We start from the raw sequence: 18,516 nt of genomic DNA on the forward strand, positions 1-18,516 counted from the left end.
GGTAAAATGAAAGGGATTACCCAATGTTTAATAAAGTTACGAAAACCTTCCAGTACGGTCAACACACGGTCACCCTGGAAACGGGTGAAATCGCGCGCCAGGCAAGCGGCGCCGTCGTCGTGTCGGTCGAAGACACCGTCATCCTGGCAACCGTGGTTGCACGCAAGGACGCCAAGCCGGGCCAGGATTTCTTCCCGCTGACCGTCGACTACATGGAGAAAACGTACGCTGCGGGTAAGATCCCTGGCGGTTTCTTCAAGCGCGAAGGCCGTCCTTCCGAAAAAGAAACGCTGACCTCGCGCCTGATCGACCGTCCGATCCGTCCGCTGTTCCCGGAAGGCTACCTGAACGAAGTCCAGGTCATCATCCACGTGCTGTCGGTCAACCCTGAAATCGATCCGGACATCCCGGCGATGATCGGCGCGTCGGCTGCCCTGTGCATCGCCGGCATCCCGTTCGCCGGCCCGATCGGCGCCGCGCGCGTCGGCTACGCCAACGGCCAGTACATCCTGAACCCGACCACCACCGAGCTGAAAACCTCGCAGATGGACCTGGTCGTGGCCGGTACCGAAACCGCCGTCCTGATGGTGGAATCGGAAGCCCAGCAACTGTCCGAAGAAGTCATGCTCGGCGCGGTCGTGTTCGGCCACGAGCAAATGAAGGCCGTGATCGACGCGATCCACGACCTGGTCGCCGAAGGCGGCAAGCCGGAAGTCGAATGGGCGCCGGCGCCAAAGAACGAAGAACTGATCGCCCGCGTTGGCGAACTGGCCGGCGCCAAGGTCCGTGACGCCTACCAGACCCGCGAAAAATCGGCGCGCCAGCAGAAGCTGAAGTCGCTGTCGTCGGAAGTGATGGCCGAGCTGTCGGCACAAGGCGTCGCCGCCGATGCTGGCGATGTCGGCAACATCCTGTTCGACATGGAAGCCAAGGTCGTGCGTTCGCAGATCCTGGACGGCGAGCCACGCATCGACGGTCGCGACACCCGCACCGTGCGTCCGATCTCGATCCGCTCGAGCGTCCTGCCGCGCACCCACGGCTCGGCCCTGTTCACCCGCGGCGAAACCCAGGCCCTGGTGGTCGCCACCCTCGGCACCGCCCGCGACAGCCAGAAGATCGACGCGCTGATGGGCGAGTACACCGACGACTTCATGATGCACTACAACATGCCTCCGTTCGCCACCGGCGAAACCGGTCGCGTAGGCACCCCGAAGCGCCGCGAAGTCGGCCACGGCCGCCTGGCCAAGCGCGCGCTGATCGCTGCACTGCCTAACCCTGAAGACTTCAGCTACTCGGTGCGCCTGGTGTCGGAAATCACCGAGTCGAACGGTTCGTCGTCGATGGCGTCGGTCTGCGGCGGCTGCCTGGCGCTGATGGACGCCGGCGTGCCAATGAAAGCGCACGTGGCCGGTATCGCCATGGGCCTGATCAAGGAAGGCGGCAAGTTCGCGGTCCTGACCGACATCCTGGGCGACGAAGATCACCTGGGCGACATGGACTTCAAGGTGGCCGGCACCGCGCAAGGCATCACCGCGCTGCAGATGGACATCAAGATCCAGGGCATCACCAAGGAAATCATGCAAGTGGCGCTGGCGCAAGCCAAGGAAGGCCGCCAGCACATTCTGGGCGAAATGCAGAAGGCCATGCCAACCGTGAAGACCGAGCTGTCGGACTTCGCACCGCGCCTGATCACCATCCGCATCAATCCTGAAAAGATCCGTGACGTGATCGGCAAGGGCGGCGCCGTCATCCGCGCGCTGACCGAAGAAACCGGCACCCAGATCGACATCAGCGATGAAGGCGTGGTCACCATCGCGTCGGTCGATGCCGCCGCCGGCCAGGAAGCCAAGCGCCGCATCGAAGAGCTGACCGCATCGGTCGAAGTGGGCAAGACCTACGACGGCACCGTGTTGAAGCTCTTGGACTTCGGCGCGATCGTGCAGGTCATGCCAGGTAAAGACGGCCTGCTGCACATCTCGCAGATCGCCAACGAGCGCGTCAACGCCGTTGCCGACTACCTGAAAGAAGGCCAGCAAGTGCGCGTCAAGGTCCTTGAGACCGACGAGCGCGGTCGTCTGAAGCTGTCGATGAAGGCGGCCGATCCGGTTGAAGGCGCAGCGCAGTAATAAGCTGCAAGCAACGGAGCGGTTCGCCGCTCGATGAAAAAACCGCCAGTGCGTGAGCCTGGCGGTTTTTTTATTTGGCGTTCGCTATGTATGTTTTCGCACGGAACGGTTCGATTCCCGGTTCTATGCTGGGCTCGTGGATTGGATAAATACAAGCCACGGGACCGCAGACACCGGCGCCGGGAGGGCGATGGGCGCCGCTGTCGACAAGGATGATAGCAAGACCAGTCATGTCCTGCGGCCGGACCTGACCGGGCATGGGCACCACACGAATCATGAAGACCCCTACGCAGACGTCGAACGATGGAATCACTGGCGACATTCCAGGGTCAACGAAGAAACGACGCAGCGGCGCGACCTTGTCGGTGGCTGCGTGGAAGCAGTTCATTGGCGTCGCCAAGCCTTACTGGCTGGGCGACGAGAAGGGCAGGGCGTGGCTGCTGCTCGCGCTCCTGATCGTGCTGATGCTGGTGGAAACCAAGCTCGCGGTCATGCTCAACGACCAGGCCGGGGAAATGACCTCGGCGCTGGCGGGACGGGATCGCGATCGTTTCTGGACCTCGGTCCAGGCCTGCCTGGTCGTCCTGGCGTTCGCCGTGCCGATCTATGCCTTCTACTACTATATGCGCGACCTGTTCGCGAACCAGTGGCGGCGCTGGCTAACCCGGCGTTTCCTCGACGGCTACCTCGGTGGACGCAAATACTACGAGCTCGGGTCGAACCGCGAGATCGACAATCCGGACCAGCGCATCAGCGAGGACGTCAACACCTTCACCGGTCGCTCCATCCACTTCATGCTGATTTTCCTGGGCTCGCTGATGCAGCTGGTCGCCTTCAGCGCCGTCCTGTGGTCGATCTCGCAGGTGCTGGTGGGCGTGCTGGTTGCCTATGCACTGGTGGGAACGATGGTCGCGCTGTACGTGTTCGGCAATCCGCTGATCCACCTGAATTTCTGGCAGCTGCGGCGCGAGGCCGATTTTCGGTTCAGCCTGATACGCGTGCGCGAAAACGCCGAGTCGATTGCCTTCTATGGCGGCGAGGCGCAGGAGCGCGCACGCATCGATAACAAGTTCAACAAGGTCATCCATAATTTCTCGCGCCTGATCAAGAAGCAGCGCGCGCTCAACCTGTTCCAGCGCACCTTCAGCCAGCTCACCCTGGTGCTGCCGTTCGTGATCCTGGCCGATGCCGTGTTGTCGGGTCAGCTGGAGGTGGGGCGCGCGGTCCAGGCTGCCGGCGCCTTCACCGCGGTGCTGACGGCGGTAGGCGTCATCGTTGACAACTTCGAAAGCCTGAGCCGCTTCGTGGCCGGCATCGGGCGCCTGCAGACCCTGTCCAGCCACGTGCTGCCGGCGCCGCAATCCGCGGGCGAGCCGGCATGTGATCCGTCATCGCGTATTCAACGCACGCCTTGCTCGCACCTCAAGATCGACTCGCTTACGCTGTGCCCGCCGCAATCCGAGCGTGTCCTGATCAAGGACCTGACGCTGGCGGTGCAACCCGGCGATGCCTTGCTGATCACCGGCGACAGTGGCTGCGGAAAAAGCTCGCTGCTGCGCGCGATCGCCGGCCTGTGGCACCAGGGCAGCGGCACGATCCACCATCCGCCGCGCGAGGAGTGCTTCTTCTTGCCGCAGCAGCCGTATATGCAGCCGGGTACCCTGCGCAGCCAGCTCATCTATCCGAGCGACCGTACCGACCTGAGCGACGAGCAGCTGCTCTCCATCCTGGAGCAGGTGCACCTGCCTTATCTGGCCGGCCGCGTCGGCGGCCTGGATGCCGTGCTGGACTGGGAAAAGCTGCTGTCGATCGGCGAACAGCAGCGGCTGGCGTTCGGCCGCGTGCTGGTGCACGAGCCGCGCGTCGTCATCCTCGACGAAGCCACCAGTGCGCTCGACAGCGCCAATGAATCATCGCTGTACAAGCGCCTGCGCGACAAGGGAACGACGCTGGTCAGCATCGCGCACCGCGCGGGGGTGCTGCGTCACCACACCCATGTGCTGTGGCTGACCGGCGAGGGCTGCTGGGAGATGCATGCCGCGGCGGACTACCAGTTCGGCGCGATGGCGCCGCAGGCCGCCGCATGGCAGCCGCGCGAGACAGCACTGGCGGGTTAGTCGGCTGCGCTCACCGTCCAGGCCTGTCAGGCCTTCAGGTCCGCATCCTGGGCGACGCTCTTTTGCGCGTCGAGCCGGGTCAGCCGATCGGTGAGCGCCGCCCGGATCGAATCATAGGCGGTCGAGCCCAGTGTGATGCGGCGCGGCGCCGGCACCTGGCCGGCCGAGTCGATCATGATCTCGACCATTCGCACCGGGTCGCCGGTGAGCTTGAAACTGCCGTCCGCCAGCGCGCGCCGCACGCCACCCGACGGCGTGTCGACATACTCGTCCATCGCCGGCGCCGCATCGAGACCCGCCGCGAAATTGGTCGGCGTCGGCCCCGGCTCGGCGAGTGTGAACTCGATACCGAACGGCGCGACTTCCTGCGCCACCGATTCCACAAAACCTTCGATCCCCCATTTGGTCGCGTGATACACGCTGAAGTTCGGATAAGCCATCTGGCCGCCTTCCGACGAGACCTGGATCACCCGCCCGCCACCTTGCGCGCGCAGATGGGGCAGGGCGGCGCGGATCAGCTGGATCGATCCGAGCAGATTGGTGTCGAGCTGGCGCTTGACCTGCAAGTCGGTCAACTCCTCGGCCGCGCCGAACAGGCCGTAGGCCGCATTGCTGACGACGACGTCGATGCGACCCAGTTCCGCGAAAGCGCGCGCCATCACGCTGCGGATGGCCGCGTCGTCGGTGACGTCTAGCTGCGCCACCCACAGCTGTCCGGGATGCCGTTCCTGCAGCTCGGCCAGCACGGGAGGATTGCGCAGCGCGGCCGCAACGCGGTCGCCCCGCGCCAGCAGTTGTTCGGTCATGATGCGGCCAAAGCCGGTCGAGGTGCCGGTGATGAACCAGGTGCGTTGCATGTCGTTCTCCTTGTCTTGGTGGTCGCCGGATGGCTGCCTTGAAAACAGAATAGACGAATGCATTGCTGTTATCATCCATTCAATCCCGCATGCATTAGTGAAGGATCACCATCAATGTCCCAGCCCGACCTCGACAGCCTGCGCGCCTTCGTGGCCATTGTCCAACGCCGCAGCTTCCGCAAGGCCGCCGACGAACGCGGCGTGTCTCCCTCGACCCTGAGCCACATGATGCGGGTGATGGAAGAAAAACTCGGCGTGCGCCTCCTGCATCGAACCACGCGCAGCGTCGCGCCGACCGAGGCCGGTGAGCACTTCCTGCGCCGGCTCGAACCGGTGCTGCGCGAACTGGGCGCCACGCTGGAAGACGTCAACGGCTTTCGCGAGCGGCCGGGCGGCAGCTTGCGCATCAACACGGCCGAACCGACCGCCCGCTGGCTGCTGCAGCATGCGGTACCGGTATTCCAGGAACGCTATCCGGAGGTGTCGCTCGACCTGTTCGTCGAGAATGGCCTGGTCGATATCGTCGCCGCCGGCTTCGATGCGGGCGTGCGCCTACTGGAGGCGGTCCCGCAAGACATGCACGTCGCCCCATTCGGCGCGCCGGTGCGCTTCATGCCGGTTGCATCGCCCGCCTACCTGGCGGCGCGCGGCACGCCGCAGGTGCCAGACGATCTGCTGCAGCACCAATGCATCCGCATGCGCATGCAGAGCGGGAAGATCTATCGCTGGGAGTTCGCGCGCCACGGCCAGGCCTTCGCGCTGGACGTGCCGGGCACCCTGGTCCTGAACCAGGTCGGGCTGATGGTCGAGGCCGCCATCGCCGGACGTGGCATCGCCTATGTGCCGGACACGACCGTGCGCGATCATTTGCAGGAAGGCCGCCTGCTGCCTTTGCTGGAAGACTGGTGCGAGCCGTCGTCCGAGCTGGCGCTGTACTATCCGGGACATCGCCACGTGCCGGCGGCGCTGCGCGCCTTCGTCAAGGTGCTGCAGGAGGTGTACGCGCCGGCGTGAGTTCCGGATCGATTCCCTTACGCGATATGCGGGAATCGCAGTGAACGGTACGAATGTGCTTGACCCTGTAGCGGCTACAGGGTATTTAATAGCTGGTAGAAAAAATTGGCCGACCGGCCCTGCGCTACCTGACCACCTGACGCGATGCGACGCCTGCTCCTGATACTCCTGCTGCTCATGATGCCACTCCAGGCCGCCTGGGCCGCCGGCGCGCCGTATTGCAGTCATGACGAACAGACCATGCATCCGGGTCACCACGTCCACAAGCATCCGCCATCGAGTAACCAGGACGATGGCACACCGGGCGAGCATTGCGACGATTGCGACGCCTGCCACCACCTGACGGCGAGCGCCGTGCTGTCCGCGCAACCCAATCTGCCGCTGCCCAAGGGCGCCCCGCATATGCGTGGCGAATTGCGGCGCTACGTCTCCCACGTCCCCGACCTGATTCCTCCGCCAGACCGCCCGCGCCGCGCCTGAGGCGGCGGGGACTTTCACAGAGCCGCGTAACGCGGCAACGCCATCGCACCCGCCGGACATTCACCCGTTCGGAGCATCATCATGAAACATCGTTTGACACCGCTGCTGGCGGCGTTCGCGCTCGTCTGCGCGTGCGTGCCCGCTGCGGCATGGTCATCACCGTTGACCCTGGAAGCGGCCATCGACCTGGCCCTGCGCGCCAATCCGACCCTGCGCGCGGCCGGCAGCGAAGTGGCGGCGCAAGAGGGCGCGCTGACCCAGGCCGGGACGCTGCCCAATCCCGAGCTCGAGCTGCTGCGCGAAGGCGAGGGTAGTAGCAACCGCACCACGACCGCCACCCTGAACATTCCCATTGAACTGGGCGGCAAGCGCAGCGCGCGGGTCGATGCGGCACGCCAGGAAAGACAGCTGGCGGCGATCGCGCTGGAAGCGGAACGGGACAAGGTCCGCGCCGATACCGCCGCCGCCTTCCACGACGTCGTCGCGGCGCAGGAGCGCGAGCGCATGTCCCAGGAGCTCGTCGCGCTTGCCGGCCGCGCGCTGGGCGCCGCCGGCAAGCGGGTCGAGGCCGGGACCTTGTCGCCGGTCGAAGAGACCCGCGCCCGCGTGGCCCAGGGCAGCGCCCGGATCGAGGCGCTGCAGGCGGCGCGCGACCTGGAAGGCGCGCGCATCCGCCTGGCCGCCCTGTGGGCCGGCGATGCGCGCCAGCTGGCCATCGTCGCGCCGCAAGCCGCCGCGCTGCCCCTGGCTCCGTCGCTGGACAAACTGCTGGCGCAGCTCGACCAGGCGCCGGCGATGCGCCATGCGCGCACCCAGGTGGGCCACCGCGAGGCGCTGGCGCGGCTCGAACGCGCGCGTCGCACGCCCGACGTCAACGTGATAGTCGGCGCCCAGCGCGAAGGGCCGGACACCCGCAACCGCGCGGTGCTCGGCCTGTCGGTGCCGCTGCCGCTGTTCAACCGCAACGACGGCGCCGTGCTCGATGCGCTGCGCCGGGTCGACAAGGCGCGCAGTGAGGCAGATGCGGCAGGAGCGCGCCTGCGCGCCGAACTGGCCCAGGCGCATGCGCGGCTGACGGCGGCGCTGGCCGAATGCGCGCTGATCGCCGGCGAGGTGCTGCCCGGCGCCGAAGACGCCCAGCGCGCCGCCAACCGCGGCTTCGAGCTGGGCAAGTTCGGCCTGATCGACGTGCTCGACGCCCAGCGCGTGCTGGCCCAATCGAAGAACCAATACCTGAACGCCGTCGCGGAGAGTCATCGCGCGGCCGCCGATATCGCACGGCTGCTGGGACATGCAGCCGTCCAGGAGAATCCATGAACAAGCAGCAAAGCAAGGTCATCGCCATCATGCTGGCGATCGCCATCTTCCTCGCCGCCATCGTGCTGTTGCGCGACCGCGCACCAGGCGGTGCGGATGAACACGCTCATCAAGAGGGGCAGGAACACGCGGATGAACGCGGTCAAGAGGAGCATGCCGACGACGGCGTGATCCGCTTCACCGAGCAGCAGGTCGGCGTGGCCGGCATCACGATCGCCAAGGCCGGCCCGGTCCACCTTGACACCTTCATCCGCATGCCCGGCCAGATCGCGCTCAATGAAGATCGCACCGCCCACGTGACGCCGCGCGCCGCCGGGGCGGTCAGCGAAGTCAATGCCACCCTCGGCGAGAAGGTGCGCAAGGATCAGGTGCTGGCCAGCGTCGCCAGCGCCGAAGTGGCGGCCCAGCGCGGTGCGCTGACGACGGCCGAGCGCCGGCTCGCGTATGCGCGCAAGATCCATGCGTCCGAAAAAATGCTGTGGGAAGAGAAGATATCGGCGCGCCAGGACTTGCTGCGCGCCGAACAGGAATTGAGCGAAGCGGAGATTGCCGTGCAGAGCACACGCCAACAGTTGCAGGCGCTCGGCGCACGCGATGCCGGTTCGTCGAATCTCCTGAAAATCCGGGCGCCGTTCGATGGCGTGATCGTCGAAAAACACATCACGATGGGTGAAGTCGTGGGCGCCGACACCCGCGTGTTCACGCTCACCGACCTGTCGACCGTGTGGGCCGACGTGGTGGTGCCAGCGCGCGACCTCGACATCGTCCGGGTCGGCACCGATGCCGTGATCCGCTCGATCGCATCGAACACGACGGCGCCGGGCAAGGTGTCGTATGTGAGTTCGCTGGTGGGCGAGGAATCGCGCTCGGCCAAGGCGCGGGTGGTGCTCGACAATCCAGGCGCGGCCTGGCGTCCGGGGCTGGCGGTGAACATCGACATCGTCACCGGCTCCAGCGACGTGTCGGTAGCGGTGGCGCGTGAGGCGATCCAGACGGCGGATGGGCGGCAAGTCGTCTACAAGCGGGTCAAGGAAGGTTTTGTCGCGCAGCCGGTGGCCACCGGCCGCTCGGACGGGCGCTTCATCGAGGTCACCTCCGGCCTGAGCGCGGGCGACGCCTACGCGGCCGCCGGCAGCTTCGCGGTCAAGGCGGAGCAGGGCAAGGGGGAGGGTAGTCATGAACACTGATCACTCAAATCAATCCCCGACCCTGTTCGACCGCCTGATCGCGACGGCGATCGCGCGCCGCTGGCTGGTGATGCTGGCCGTGCTGGCGATGGCCGGCATCGGCGTCTACAACTATGGCCGCCTGCCGATCGACGCGGTGCCGGACGTGACCAATGTCCAGGTGCAGATCAATACCGCGGCGCCGGGCTATTCGCCGCTCGAGACCGAGCAGCGCATCACCTATCCGGTCGAGGCGGTGCTGTCGGGCCTCCCGCATCTTGAACAATTCCGCTCCCTGTCGCGCTACGGCCTGTCGCAGGTGACGGTGGTGTTCGAGGAGGGCACCGACATCCAGTTCGCGCGCCAGCTGGTCAGCCAGCGCCTGCAGGACGCGCGCGAAGGCCTGCCTGCCGGCGTGATCCCGACCCTCGGCCCGATTGCGACCGGCCTGTCCGAGATCTACCAGTGGACTGTGGAGACCGAACCGGGCGCGAAGAAGCCGGACGGCACGCCCTACACGCCGACCGACCTGCGCGAGATCCAGGACTGGATCATCAAGCCGCAGCTGCGTACCGTGCCGGGCGTCACCGAGATCAACTCGATCGGCGGCTTCGACAAGGAATACCTGGTGGCCCCGAACACGGCCACCCTGTCGTCCTATGGGCTGGAGCTGGCGGACATCGTGAATGCGCTGGAGCGCAACAACAGCAACGTCGGCGCCGGCTACATCGAGCGCGAAGGTGAGCAATACCTGGTGCGTGCGCCGGGCCAGGCCGCGTCGATCGACGACATCGGCAATATCGTCGTCACCAGCATCCGCGGCATCCCGGTGCGGGTGCGCGACGTGGCCGAGGTGACGATCGGCCAGGAGCTGCGCACCGGCGCCGCCACCGAGAATGGCGTGGAGGTGGTGCTCGGCACCGTGGTGATGCTGATCGGCGAGAACAGCCGCGCGGTGTCGAAGGCGGTCGACGCGCGCATGCTCGAGATCAACCGTAGCCTGCCGAAAGGCGTCAAGGCCGTCACGGTCTACGACCGGACGGTGCTGGTCGAGCGCGCCATCGCCACGGTGCGCAAGAACCTGGTGGAGGGCGCGATCCTGGTGGTGGCGGTGCTGTTTTTCTTCCTGGGGAATCTGCGCGCGGCGCTGCTCACCGCCATGGTGATCCCGTTGTCGATGCTGTTCACCTTCAGCGGCATGGTGGCTAACGGAGTCAGCGCCAACCTGCTCAGCCTGGGGGCGCTGGACTTCGGCATCATTGTCGACGGCGCTGTGGTGATCGTCGAGAACTGCGTGCGGCGCCTGGCTGCGGCCCAGCACCGGCTGGGACGGGTCCTCACGCGCGAGGAGCGTTTTGCCGAGGTGTTCGAGGCGGCGCGCGAGGCGCGCCGGCCGCTCATCTACGGCCAGCTGATCATCATGATCGTCTACCTGCCGATCTTCGCCCTGACCGGCATCGAGGGCAAGATGTTCCATCCGATGGCCTTCACCGTGGTGTTCGCGCTGCTGGGCGCGATGATCCTGTCGGTGACCTTCGTGCCGGCCGCCGTGGCGCTGTTCATCGGCCGCTCTGTCGAGGAAAAGGAAAGCCGGGTGATGGGCGCGGCGCGCCGCTGGTATGCGCCGGCGCTCGACTACGCGCTGGCCAACCGCGCCGTGATGCTGGTGTTCGCGGCCGTGGTGATCGCACTTGCCGCCCTGATGGGCACGCGCCTTGGTACCGAGTTCGCGCCGAATCTGGATGAAGGTGACATGGCGGTGCTGACGATGCGCGTGCCCGGCACGAGCCTGACCCAGTCGGTGAAAATGCAGCAGCAGATCGAGACCGTCTTGAAGAGCGAGTTCCCCGAGATCGCGCGCGTGTTCGCCCGCATCGGCACCGCCGAGATCGCGTCCGACCCGATGCCGCCCAATGTGGCCGACAGCTACATCATCTTCAAACCCGAGAAGGAGTGGCCCAAGCCGAGGCGTACCCGCGCGCAGGTCGAAAGCGCGATCCGCACCACGCTCGAGGGCCTGCCCGGCAACAGCTACGAATTCAGCCAGCCGATCCAGCTGCGGGTGAACGAACTGATCTCGGGCGTGCGCAGCGACGTCGCCGTGAAGCTGTTCGGCGACGACCTGGGTGTGCTGGAAACCACGGCCAACGAGATCGCCGCCACCTTGCGCCGCGTGCCCGGCGCCAGCGAAGTGCAGGTGGAGCAGACCAGCGGCCTGCCGATGCTGCAGATTCGCGTGGACCGCGAGCGCGCCGCGCGCATGGGCCTGAACATCGGCGACGTGCAGGAAATGATCGCCACCGCCACCGCCGGCCGCGCCGCCGGCACCCTGTTCGAGGGCGACCGCCGCTTCGACATCGTGGTGCGCCTGCCGGAAGCGGTGCGCGGCGATATCGACGCGCTGCGCCGGCTGCCGGTGGCACTGCCGGGCAGTGCGGAGGGAACCCGCAGCTTCATCGCCCTGGGCGAGATCGCCAGCTTCGAAGTGGCGCCTGGCCCCAATCAGCTCAGTCGCGAGCAAGGCAAGCGCCGGGTGGTGGTCAGCGCCAACGTGCGCGAGCGCGACATCGGTTCCTTCGTCGCCCAGGCCCAGGAGCGCATTGCGCAGGAGGTGCGCATCGCGCCCGGCTACTGGATCGCCTGGGGCGGCCAGTTCGAGCACCTCGCGAAGGCGGCCGAGCGCCTGCAGCTGATCGTGCCGGCCTCGCTGCTGCTGGTCTTCGTCCTGCTCTACCTGGTGTTCAACAATGTGCGCGACGGCCTGCTGGTGTTCACCGGGATCCCGTTCGCCCTGGCCGGCGGCGTGGCCGCCCTGTGGGCGCGTGGGATTCCGCTGTCGATTTCGGCGGCGGTCGGCTTCATTGCCTTGTCCGGGGTGGCGGTGCTCAACGGCCTGGTGCTGATTTCCTTCATCCGGGGGCTGCGCGAGGATGGGATGTCGGTGCCGGACGCGGTGCGCCAGGGCGCGCTGGCGCGCCTGCGGCCGGTGCTGATGACGGCGCTGGTCGCTTCGCTCGGCTTCGTGCCGATGGCGCTGGCGGTCGGCACCGGGGCCGAGGTCCAGCGGCCGCTGGCCACGGTGGTCATCGGCGGGGTGCTGTCGTCAACCGTCCTGACCCTGCTTTTGTTGCCGGTTTTGTATGAATGGACGCATCGGGAACGGCCTATACGGGTCGTTTCGCCATTCGTGCGTGGGTTTTTTCGCGGGGACAGCAAAAATATCCCATAGACAACCGTGCGCCACATATTGCTCTATTTGAAAATGGTATAGTTGGATGTTTAACAGAATTCGCCCGTGCCGGCGGCCAGGCGGCCCCGGCGCAGCGCCAATCACCATTACAAGGGATCAGACAGATGAGCACGAAGGATTACGCGGATCGCATCAGCCAGACAATCCTGGACCAGGAGGCCGCCATCGGCGCCGAATGGCTCGCCCAGCTCGAAGCGCTGCTCGTGCGCAGCAACGCCGCCGCGCGCGAGCAGCTGCGCTCGCACTGCAACCAGTTCCTGAAAGCGTTCGCCGGCGCCACCCGCAGCGGCGAACTCGAGAACATCCAACACCGCTCCTGGGACGAGGTGCGCGACCTCCTGGCCGAGATCTCGTCGACCCGCGCCAAGTCGGGCTCGACTCCGAGCGAGACCGCCACTTTCGTATTCTCGGTCAAGCAGCCGCTGTTCAGCCGCCTGCAGGAGGCGTTCGCGGACGACCCTGCGGGACTGGCCGCGGCGACGTGGATCACCACCAACCTGCTCGACAAGCTGGGCCTGTACACCATCGAGGTGTTCCAGAAGACCAAGGACCAGATCATCGTGCGCCAGCAGCAGGAGCTGCTCGAGCTGTCCACGCCTGTCGTCAAGCTGTGGAACGGCATCCTGGCGCTGCCGCTGATCGGCACCCTCGATTCGGCCCGCACCCAGGTGGTGATGGAGAACATCCTGCAGAAGATCGTCGACACCGGCGCTATCATCGCCATCATCGACATCACCGGCGTGCCGACTGTCGACACCCTGGTGGCGCAGCACCTGATGAAGACCATCGCCGCCGCGCGACTGATGGGCGCCGACTGCATCATCAGCGGCATCCGTCCGCAGATCGCGCAGACCATCGTGCACCTGGGCGTGAACCTGGAAGACGTGATCACCAAGGCCACCCTGGCCGACGCCTTCCTGGTGGCGCTCGAGCGCACCGGCGCCGCAATCACCATCAAGCAAGCCTGAGGTCCGCGCCATGGAACGCATCCCGATCCTGCGCATGGGCGACCTGCTCCTGGTGACGATCCAGGTCGACATGCACGACCGGCTCGCCATGCAGCTGCAGGACGACCTGACCGAGCGCATCGTGAGCGACGGCGCCAAGGGCGTCCTGATCGACATCTCGGCGCTCGACCTGGTCGACTCCTTCATCGGCCGCATGATCAGCAATACTGCCGCCATGGCGCGCGTGCTGGACGCGCGCACCGTGGTGGTGGGTATGCAGCCGGCGGTGGCGATCACGCTGGTCGAGCTGGGCCTAACCCTGCACGGCGTGAAAACCGCGCTGAACGTCGAGAAGGGCATGGCCCTGCTCGGAAAGAGCTATAAATAATGGTCGGCGCGCATACCGATGCGGTCCTGTTCGAGACGCATCTGCTCGACCATCACCGCCAGCAGCGCACGGCGCGCGTGACCCTGCCGTTGCGTTCGGACGTCGACGTGGTGGGCCTGCGCAAGCAGGTGCGCGAGCGCGCGGTGGCAATCGCGCTGTCGCTGGTCGACCAGACCAAGCTGGTGACGGCCGCCAGCGAACTGGCGCGCAACACGATCAAGTACGGCGGCGGCGGCGAAGTGCATTTCGATGCGCTCGACGACGGCCTGCGCAAGGGCATCGGCCTGCTGTTCGTCGATGCCGGGCAAGGCATTCCCGACATCGACAGTGCCTTGCGGGATGGTTTTACTACCGGAGGTGGCCTGGGCCTGGGTCTGGGCGGTTCCAAGCGCCTGGTCGACGAATTCGACATCGACAGCCGTCCGAAGGAGGGCACCGCGGTGCTGATCGTCAAATGGAAACGCTGATCAGTTCGCAGTCCCCGCAGTATGTCTTCGCCGTTTCCCACGCCAGCGACGTTGCCGCGGTGCGCCGCGCCGGACAGAAGGTGGCCGATTCGCTGGGTTTCAACGAAACCCGCGCCGGCCAGCTGGCCCTGATCATTACCGAAGCGGCCACCAATATCCTCAAGCACGCAGGCGAGGGCGAAATCCACGTCGGTCCGGCGCAGTCCCCTAGCGGCATCGGCGTCGATGTGCTGGCGCTCGATAAGGGCCCGGGCATCGCCGACCTCGCCAGCAGCCTGGTTGACGGCGTCTCGACTGCCGGCACCGCCGGCACCGGCCTGGGGGCGCTGCACCGCCTGTCCGACGAATTCGATGTGTATTCCACGCCCGGCGAGGGCTCCGTCTTCTTCATGCGCCTGTGGCGCGACGTGCCCGGCCCGACTCCTTGCGGGGTCGAGGTGGGCGCGCTGTGGACGCCGATCCGGGGCGAGGAGGCCTGCGGCGACGGCTGGGCGGTCGCCTGCGAGGCTTCCGGCGCGACGCTGCTCGCCGCCGATGGACTGGGACACGGTCCGGACGCGGCGCGCGCCGCCAACGCCGCCATCGGCGCCCTCGAACGGCGCGGACCGGTCGGGGCGAGCGAGATGATGCACCTGGCGCACGAGGCCTTGCGGCCCACGCGCGGCGCGGCGCTGGCCGCCGCGCGCATCGATTTCGATGCCGATGAGCTGCGCTTCGCCGGTGTCGGCAATATCGGTGCGGTCGCCTTCGACCAGACGCGCCGCGCACTGGTGTCGCACAACGGCATCGTCGGCCACAATATGCGCAAGGTGCAGGAGTTCGCCGTGCCGTTCGGTCCCGGCGCGCTGTGCGTCCTGCATTCGGACGGCATCGAGACCCGCTGGGACCTGGACAAGTACCCGGGTCTGCAGGGACGTAGTCCGGCCCTGATCGCGGCGGTGCTGATGCGCGACTATATCCGCGGCCGCGACGACGCGATGGTGCTCGTGGTGCGGCGCCTGGCGGGGGCGGGATGACTGCCCAGCGCATCCTGAACGTCGGCCTGGACAGCGACCAGGACGTGGTGCTGGTGCGCCAGCGCGCGCGCCAGATCTCGGCGCTGCTGGGCTTTTCGCAGCAGGACCAGGTGCGCATCGGCACCGCCGTCTCGGAAGTCGCGCGCGGCGCCAGTCTCCACGGGCGCGGCGGCAGGGCGCTGTTCCAGCTGGGCGAGAAGGATGGTCGCCAGTACCTGGAGGTGCTGCTCAGCGGCGGCGCGGGTAGTGGCCGCCCGGCCGCGACCGACGAGGTCGAATCGCTGCGCGAACTGGCGATCGTCACCGCACACCGCCTGATGGATGCCTGTGAGGTCGATCCCGGCGAGGCCGGCGCGTCGACCGTCACGGTACGCAAGATGCTGCCGCGTCACGAACATGTGACGGGCGCCAGGCTGGCCGAAATCGGCGCGCGCCTGGCCGACACCCCGGTATCGAACCCGGTACACGAGCTGCAGCTGCAAAACCAGGAATTGCTGTCGACCCTGGCCGAGCTGCGCGAGCGCCAGGACGACCTGATGTCGCTGACGCGCGAACTGGAAGACACCAATCGCGGCATCGTGGCCTTGTACGCCGAGATCGAGGACAAGGCCGAGCGCCTGCGCCGCGCCGACGAAATGAAGTCGCGCTTCCTGTCCAACACCAGCCATGAACTGCGCACACCGCTGTCGTCGATCCGCGCGCTGGCCCAGCTGCTGCTGGACCGCATGGATGGCGACCTGACCGACGAGCAGGAGCGGCAGGTGAAGTTCATCTCCACCGCGGCGGCCGACCTGTCGGAGCTGGTCAACGACCTGCTCGACCTGGCCAAGATCGAGGCCGGCCGGGTCGAGGTCCATGCCGAGCCGGTGGTGGTCGAGAACCTGTTCCGCGCGCTCAAGGGGATGCTGCGTCCGCTGGTGGACGAGGCGCGGGTGGAGCTGATCTTCGAGCCGTCCGGCATCGAGGAGCCGTTTTACTCCGACGAAGGCAAGATCTCCCAGATCTTGCGCAACTTCATCTCGAACGCATTGAAATTCACCGAACACGGCTCGGTGCTGGTGTTCGCGGCCCACGATCCGGAAGCCGACACCATCGCCTTCGCGGTGGCCGACACCGGCATCGGCATCAGCCGGGACAACCTGCAGCTGATCTTCGAGGAGTTCAGCCAGATCGAGCATCCGCTCCAGCGGCGCAGCAAGGGCACGGGCCTCGGACTGCCACTGTGCCGCAAGCTGGCCGACCTGCTCGGGGGGCGGGTCGACGTATCGAGCACGCCGGGCGTCGGCTCGACCTTTACACTGACCTTGCCGCGCACCTTGCCCAACACTTCGCCGCAACCGCCCAATGGATCCTGATGGAACCGCATCATGAATAGTCATCCGACCCAGATTCTCAACGTTGACGACAACGATGGGGCCCGTTACGCCAAGACCCGCATCCTGCAGAGCGCCGGTTTCGACGTCATCGAGGCCGCCAACGGCACCGACGCGCTCGACATGGTCAAGCGCCTGTCGCCGGCGCTGGTTCTGCTCGACGTCAAGCTCCCGGACATCAACGGCATCGAGGTGTGCCGCCGCATCAAGGCCGAATCGGACAGCAGCAGCGTGCTGGTGCTGCAGACATCGGCCGCGCTGACCGGCCGCGCCGACAAGATCCGCGGCCTGGAGGGCGGCGCCGACAATTATCTGGCGGCGCCGATCGAGGCCGATGAGTTGATCGCCAACGTCAACGCGCTGCTGCGCATGCGCCGCATCCAGGTCGACCTGCGCGACAGCGAAGAGCGCTTTCGCCAGCTGACCGACAATATCGACGACGTGTTCTGGATGTTCTCGGTGCCGGCACGCGCGCTGGTCTATGTCAGCCCGGCGTATGCCCCGATCTGGGGCCTCAGCGCCGCCTCGCTGCGTGACGATCCCGGTGGCTGGCTCGAGGCCGTGCACGCCGACGACCGCGCGCGCATGACGGCGCGCTGGGAGCGCCTGGCGCAAGAGCCCCACTACGACGACGAATTCCGCATCCATGGCGCCGACGGCCAGCTGCGCTGGGTGCGCGACCGCCTGTTCCCGGTGCGTAACTCGCGCGGCGAGGTATACCGGGTGGCGCGCATGAGCAGCGACATCACGGCGCGCAAGGAGATGGAGGCGCTGCTGCGCACCGCCGACAGCAACAAGAACCAGTTCCTGGCGACTCTCGCCCACGAGCTGCGCAATCCCCTGAGCCCGATCCGCAACGCGGCGGCGCTGCTGGGCGCCAGCGGGGAAGGTGCGGCCGAGCGCCAGGCGCGCGCGCGCGACGTGATCACGCGCCAGGTCGACCACCTGGCCCACCTGGTGGACGACCTGCTCGACGTGGCGCGCATCTCGGAAGGAAAGATCGTGCTGCGCAATGAAGAAGTGAACCTGAGGAGCGTGATCGCGCAGGCGATCGAAACCGCCGGCCCGCTGATCGCCAGCCGCGCACACGACCTCGACGTGCGCCAGCCGGACGAAGACCTGTGGGTGATGGGCGACCCGGTGCGCCTGGCCCAGTCGGTCGGCAACCTGCTGCACAACGCGGCAAAGTTTACGCCGGCCGGCGGCGCGATCGTCCTGGGCGTGGAAGTGAGCGGCGAGGGAGCGCATGAGAGTGAGCAGCAACGCGTGCGCATCTCGGTGCGCGACAACGGGATCGGCATCGACGCCGACAGCCTGCCGCACATCTTCGGCATGTTCGCCCAGGCTGCGGTGCCGCCGGACCGCGCTCCGGAAGGGCTGGGCATCGGCCTGTCGCTGGTGTCGCACCTGGCCGAGCTGCATGGCGGCCAGCTCGAAGCGGCCAGCCCCGGCATCGGCCAGGGCAGCACCTTCACGATCGAACTGCCGCTGCTGCGCGCCGCGTCCGGCGCGCCCGCGGCCGCGCCGCAGGAAGCTGAAGAAAGCAACGAATCCGGCGGCATGCGCGTGCTGCTGGTGGACGACAACGTCGACGCCATGGAGATGATGGGCTTCCTGCTGGCCGAGATGGGCTACCAGCCGGTCACCACGGCCGACGCCGGCGAGCTCGAGGCGCTGGCGCTGCGCCACAAGCCGCAGGTGATCGTGCTCGACATCGGCCTGCCGGGCGTGGACGGCTACCAGGTCGCGCGCCGCATCAAGGCCAATCCTGACCTGGCGCACATCCGCCTGGTGGCGCACACCGGCTACGGCTCACCCGAGGACCGGCGCCGCGCGCAGGAGGCGGGTTTCGACGCGCACCTGGTCAAGCCGGCCGAGTTGTCCGATCTGGAAGCGGCGCTGCGGGGCTGACATCACCCGCAACGTCGTTCCCGCGGAGGCGGGAACCCAAGTGCGCTCGCAATTACGCTGCGCGCGACGTATCGACTACGCAGGCTA

General features: G+C 66.8%; 14 protein-coding genes. 13 read left to right on the top strand and 1 reads right to left on the bottom strand.

What is annotated here, in order from left to right:
* The first annotated feature begins 23 nt into the window (after nt 1-23).
* Nucleotides 24-2,126, top strand: a complete 2,103-nt coding sequence (gene pnp / locus FVD38_RS00905; protein ID WP_147933107.1) for a polyribonucleotide nucleotidyltransferase — start codon at nt 24-26, stop codon at nt 2,124-2,126.
* 275 nt (nt 2,127-2,401) lie between these two features.
* Nucleotides 2,402-4,243: an ABC transporter ATP-binding protein/permease gene (locus tag FVD38_RS00910; protein WP_147933108.1), complete on the top strand. Its 1,842-nt coding sequence runs from the start codon at nt 2,402-2,404 to the stop codon at nt 4,241-4,243.
* Nucleotides 4,244-4,269: 26 nt separating this feature from the next.
* Here the strand turns inward: FVD38_RS00910 and FVD38_RS00915 are convergent, their stop codons facing one another.
* Nucleotides 4,270-5,100: an SDR family oxidoreductase gene (locus FVD38_RS00915; RefSeq protein WP_147933109.1), complete on the bottom strand. Its 831-nt coding sequence runs from the start codon at nt 5,098-5,100 to the stop codon at nt 4,270-4,272.
* Nucleotides 5,101-5,214: 114 nt separating this feature from the next.
* Here FVD38_RS00915 and FVD38_RS00920 point away from each other — a divergent pair, with 114 nt between their 5' ends.
* The 11 genes from FVD38_RS00920 (at nt 5,215) to FVD38_RS00970 (ending at nt 18,429) form a co-directional block, all read left to right on the top strand.
* Entirely contained in the window at nt 5,215-6,114 is a 900-nt protein-coding gene (locus FVD38_RS00920) for a LysR family transcriptional regulator (protein WP_147933110.1), read from the top strand.
* Between the two features lie 144 nt (nt 6,115-6,258).
* A complete protein-coding gene (locus tag FVD38_RS00925) occupies nt 6,259-6,594 on the top strand; it encodes a DUF2946 family protein (RefSeq protein ID WP_147933111.1) in 336 nt (111 codons plus the stop codon).
* A gap of 81 nt (nt 6,595-6,675) precedes the next feature.
* Nucleotides 6,676-7,911 (top strand): TolC family protein, encoded by a 1,236-nt coding sequence (locus FVD38_RS00930; RefSeq protein WP_147933112.1) that lies wholly within the window; start codon nt 6,676-6,678, stop codon nt 7,909-7,911.
* Complete coding sequence (locus FVD38_RS00935; protein ID WP_147933113.1) at nt 7,908-9,098, top strand: efflux RND transporter periplasmic adaptor subunit; 1,191 nt, start codon at nt 7,908-7,910, stop codon at nt 9,096-9,098. Before FVD38_RS00930 ends, FVD38_RS00935 begins: the two co-directional genes overlap by 4 nt.
* Nucleotides 9,099-9,120: 22 nt before the next feature.
* Complete coding sequence (locus FVD38_RS00940; protein WP_147933198.1) at nt 9,121-12,306, top strand: efflux RND transporter permease subunit; 3,186 nt, start codon at nt 9,121-9,123, stop codon at nt 12,304-12,306.
* A gap of 125 nt (nt 12,307-12,431) precedes the next feature.
* Entirely contained in the window at nt 12,432-13,295 is an 864-nt protein-coding gene (locus tag FVD38_RS00945; RefSeq protein WP_147933114.1) for an STAS domain-containing protein, read from the top strand.
* A gap of 10 nt (nt 13,296-13,305) precedes the next feature.
* Complete coding sequence (locus tag FVD38_RS00950; RefSeq protein ID WP_027867697.1) at nt 13,306-13,662, top strand: STAS domain-containing protein; 357 nt, start codon at nt 13,306-13,308, stop codon at nt 13,660-13,662.
* Complete coding sequence (locus FVD38_RS00955; RefSeq protein ID WP_187271442.1) at nt 13,662-14,129, top strand: anti-sigma regulatory factor; 468 nt, start codon at nt 13,662-13,664, stop codon at nt 14,127-14,129. The genes FVD38_RS00950 and FVD38_RS00955 overlap by 1 nt, the downstream gene beginning before the upstream one ends.
* On the top strand, nt 14,117-15,145 hold the full coding sequence (locus FVD38_RS00960; protein WP_147933115.1) for an ATP-binding SpoIIE family protein phosphatase: 1,029 nt from the start codon (nt 14,117-14,119) through the stop codon (nt 15,143-15,145). Before FVD38_RS00955 ends, FVD38_RS00960 begins: the two co-directional genes overlap by 13 nt.
* Nucleotides 15,142-16,500 (top strand): ATP-binding protein, encoded by a 1,359-nt coding sequence (locus FVD38_RS00965; RefSeq protein ID WP_147933116.1) that lies wholly within the window; start codon nt 15,142-15,144, stop codon nt 16,498-16,500. Before FVD38_RS00960 ends, FVD38_RS00965 begins: the two co-directional genes overlap by 4 nt.
* A gap of 12 nt (nt 16,501-16,512) precedes the next feature.
* Nucleotides 16,513-18,429 carry an ATP-binding response regulator gene (locus FVD38_RS00970; RefSeq protein WP_147933117.1) on the top strand — a complete coding sequence of 639 codons (1,917 nt, stop codon included), beginning with the start codon at nt 16,513-16,515 and terminating at the stop codon, nt 18,427-18,429.
* The last annotated feature ends 87 nt before the right edge of the window (nt 18,430-18,516 follow it).

This window comes from Massilia arenae (genome assembly GCF_008014745.1).
Classification (GTDB): domain Bacteria; phylum Pseudomonadota; class Gammaproteobacteria; order Burkholderiales; family Burkholderiaceae_D; genus Telluria; species Telluria arenae.

Excerpts from the sequence above, each read along its gene's own strand:
- FVD38_RS00950 (WP_027867697.1), top strand. The coding sequence starts at position 13,306 with ATGGAACGCATCCCGATCCTGCGCATGGGCGACCTGCTCCTGGTGACG.
- FVD38_RS00910 (WP_147933108.1), top strand. The coding sequence starts at position 2,402 with ATGAAGACCCCTACGCAGACGTCGAACGATGGAATCACTGGCGACATT.
- FVD38_RS00935 (WP_147933113.1), top strand. The coding sequence starts at position 7,908 with ATGAACAAGCAGCAAAGCAAGGTCATCGCCATCATGCTGGCGATCGCC.
- FVD38_RS00965 (WP_147933116.1), top strand. The coding sequence starts at position 15,142 with ATGACTGCCCAGCGCATCCTGAACGTCGGCCTGGACAGCGACCAGGAC.
- pnp (WP_147933107.1), top strand. The coding sequence starts at position 24 with ATGTTTAATAAAGTTACGAAAACCTTCCAGTACGGTCAACACACGGTC.
- FVD38_RS00930 (WP_147933112.1), top strand. The coding sequence starts at position 6,676 with ATGAAACATCGTTTGACACCGCTGCTGGCGGCGTTCGCGCTCGTCTGC.
- FVD38_RS00915 (WP_147933109.1), bottom strand. The coding sequence starts at position 5,100 with ATGCAACGCACCTGGTTCATCACCGGCACCTCGACCGGCTTTGGCCGC.
- FVD38_RS00970 (WP_147933117.1), top strand. The coding sequence starts at position 16,513 with ATGAATAGTCATCCGACCCAGATTCTCAACGTTGACGACAACGATGGG.
- FVD38_RS00945 (WP_147933114.1), top strand. The coding sequence starts at position 12,432 with ATGAGCACGAAGGATTACGCGGATCGCATCAGCCAGACAATCCTGGAC.
- FVD38_RS00955 (WP_187271442.1), top strand. The coding sequence starts at position 13,662 with ATGGTCGGCGCGCATACCGATGCGGTCCTGTTCGAGACGCATCTGCTC.
- FVD38_RS00925 (WP_147933111.1), top strand. The coding sequence starts at position 6,259 with ATGCGACGCCTGCTCCTGATACTCCTGCTGCTCATGATGCCACTCCAG.
- FVD38_RS00960 (WP_147933115.1), top strand. The coding sequence starts at position 14,117 with ATGGAAACGCTGATCAGTTCGCAGTCCCCGCAGTATGTCTTCGCCGTT.
- FVD38_RS00920 (WP_147933110.1), top strand. The coding sequence starts at position 5,215 with ATGTCCCAGCCCGACCTCGACAGCCTGCGCGCCTTCGTGGCCATTGTC.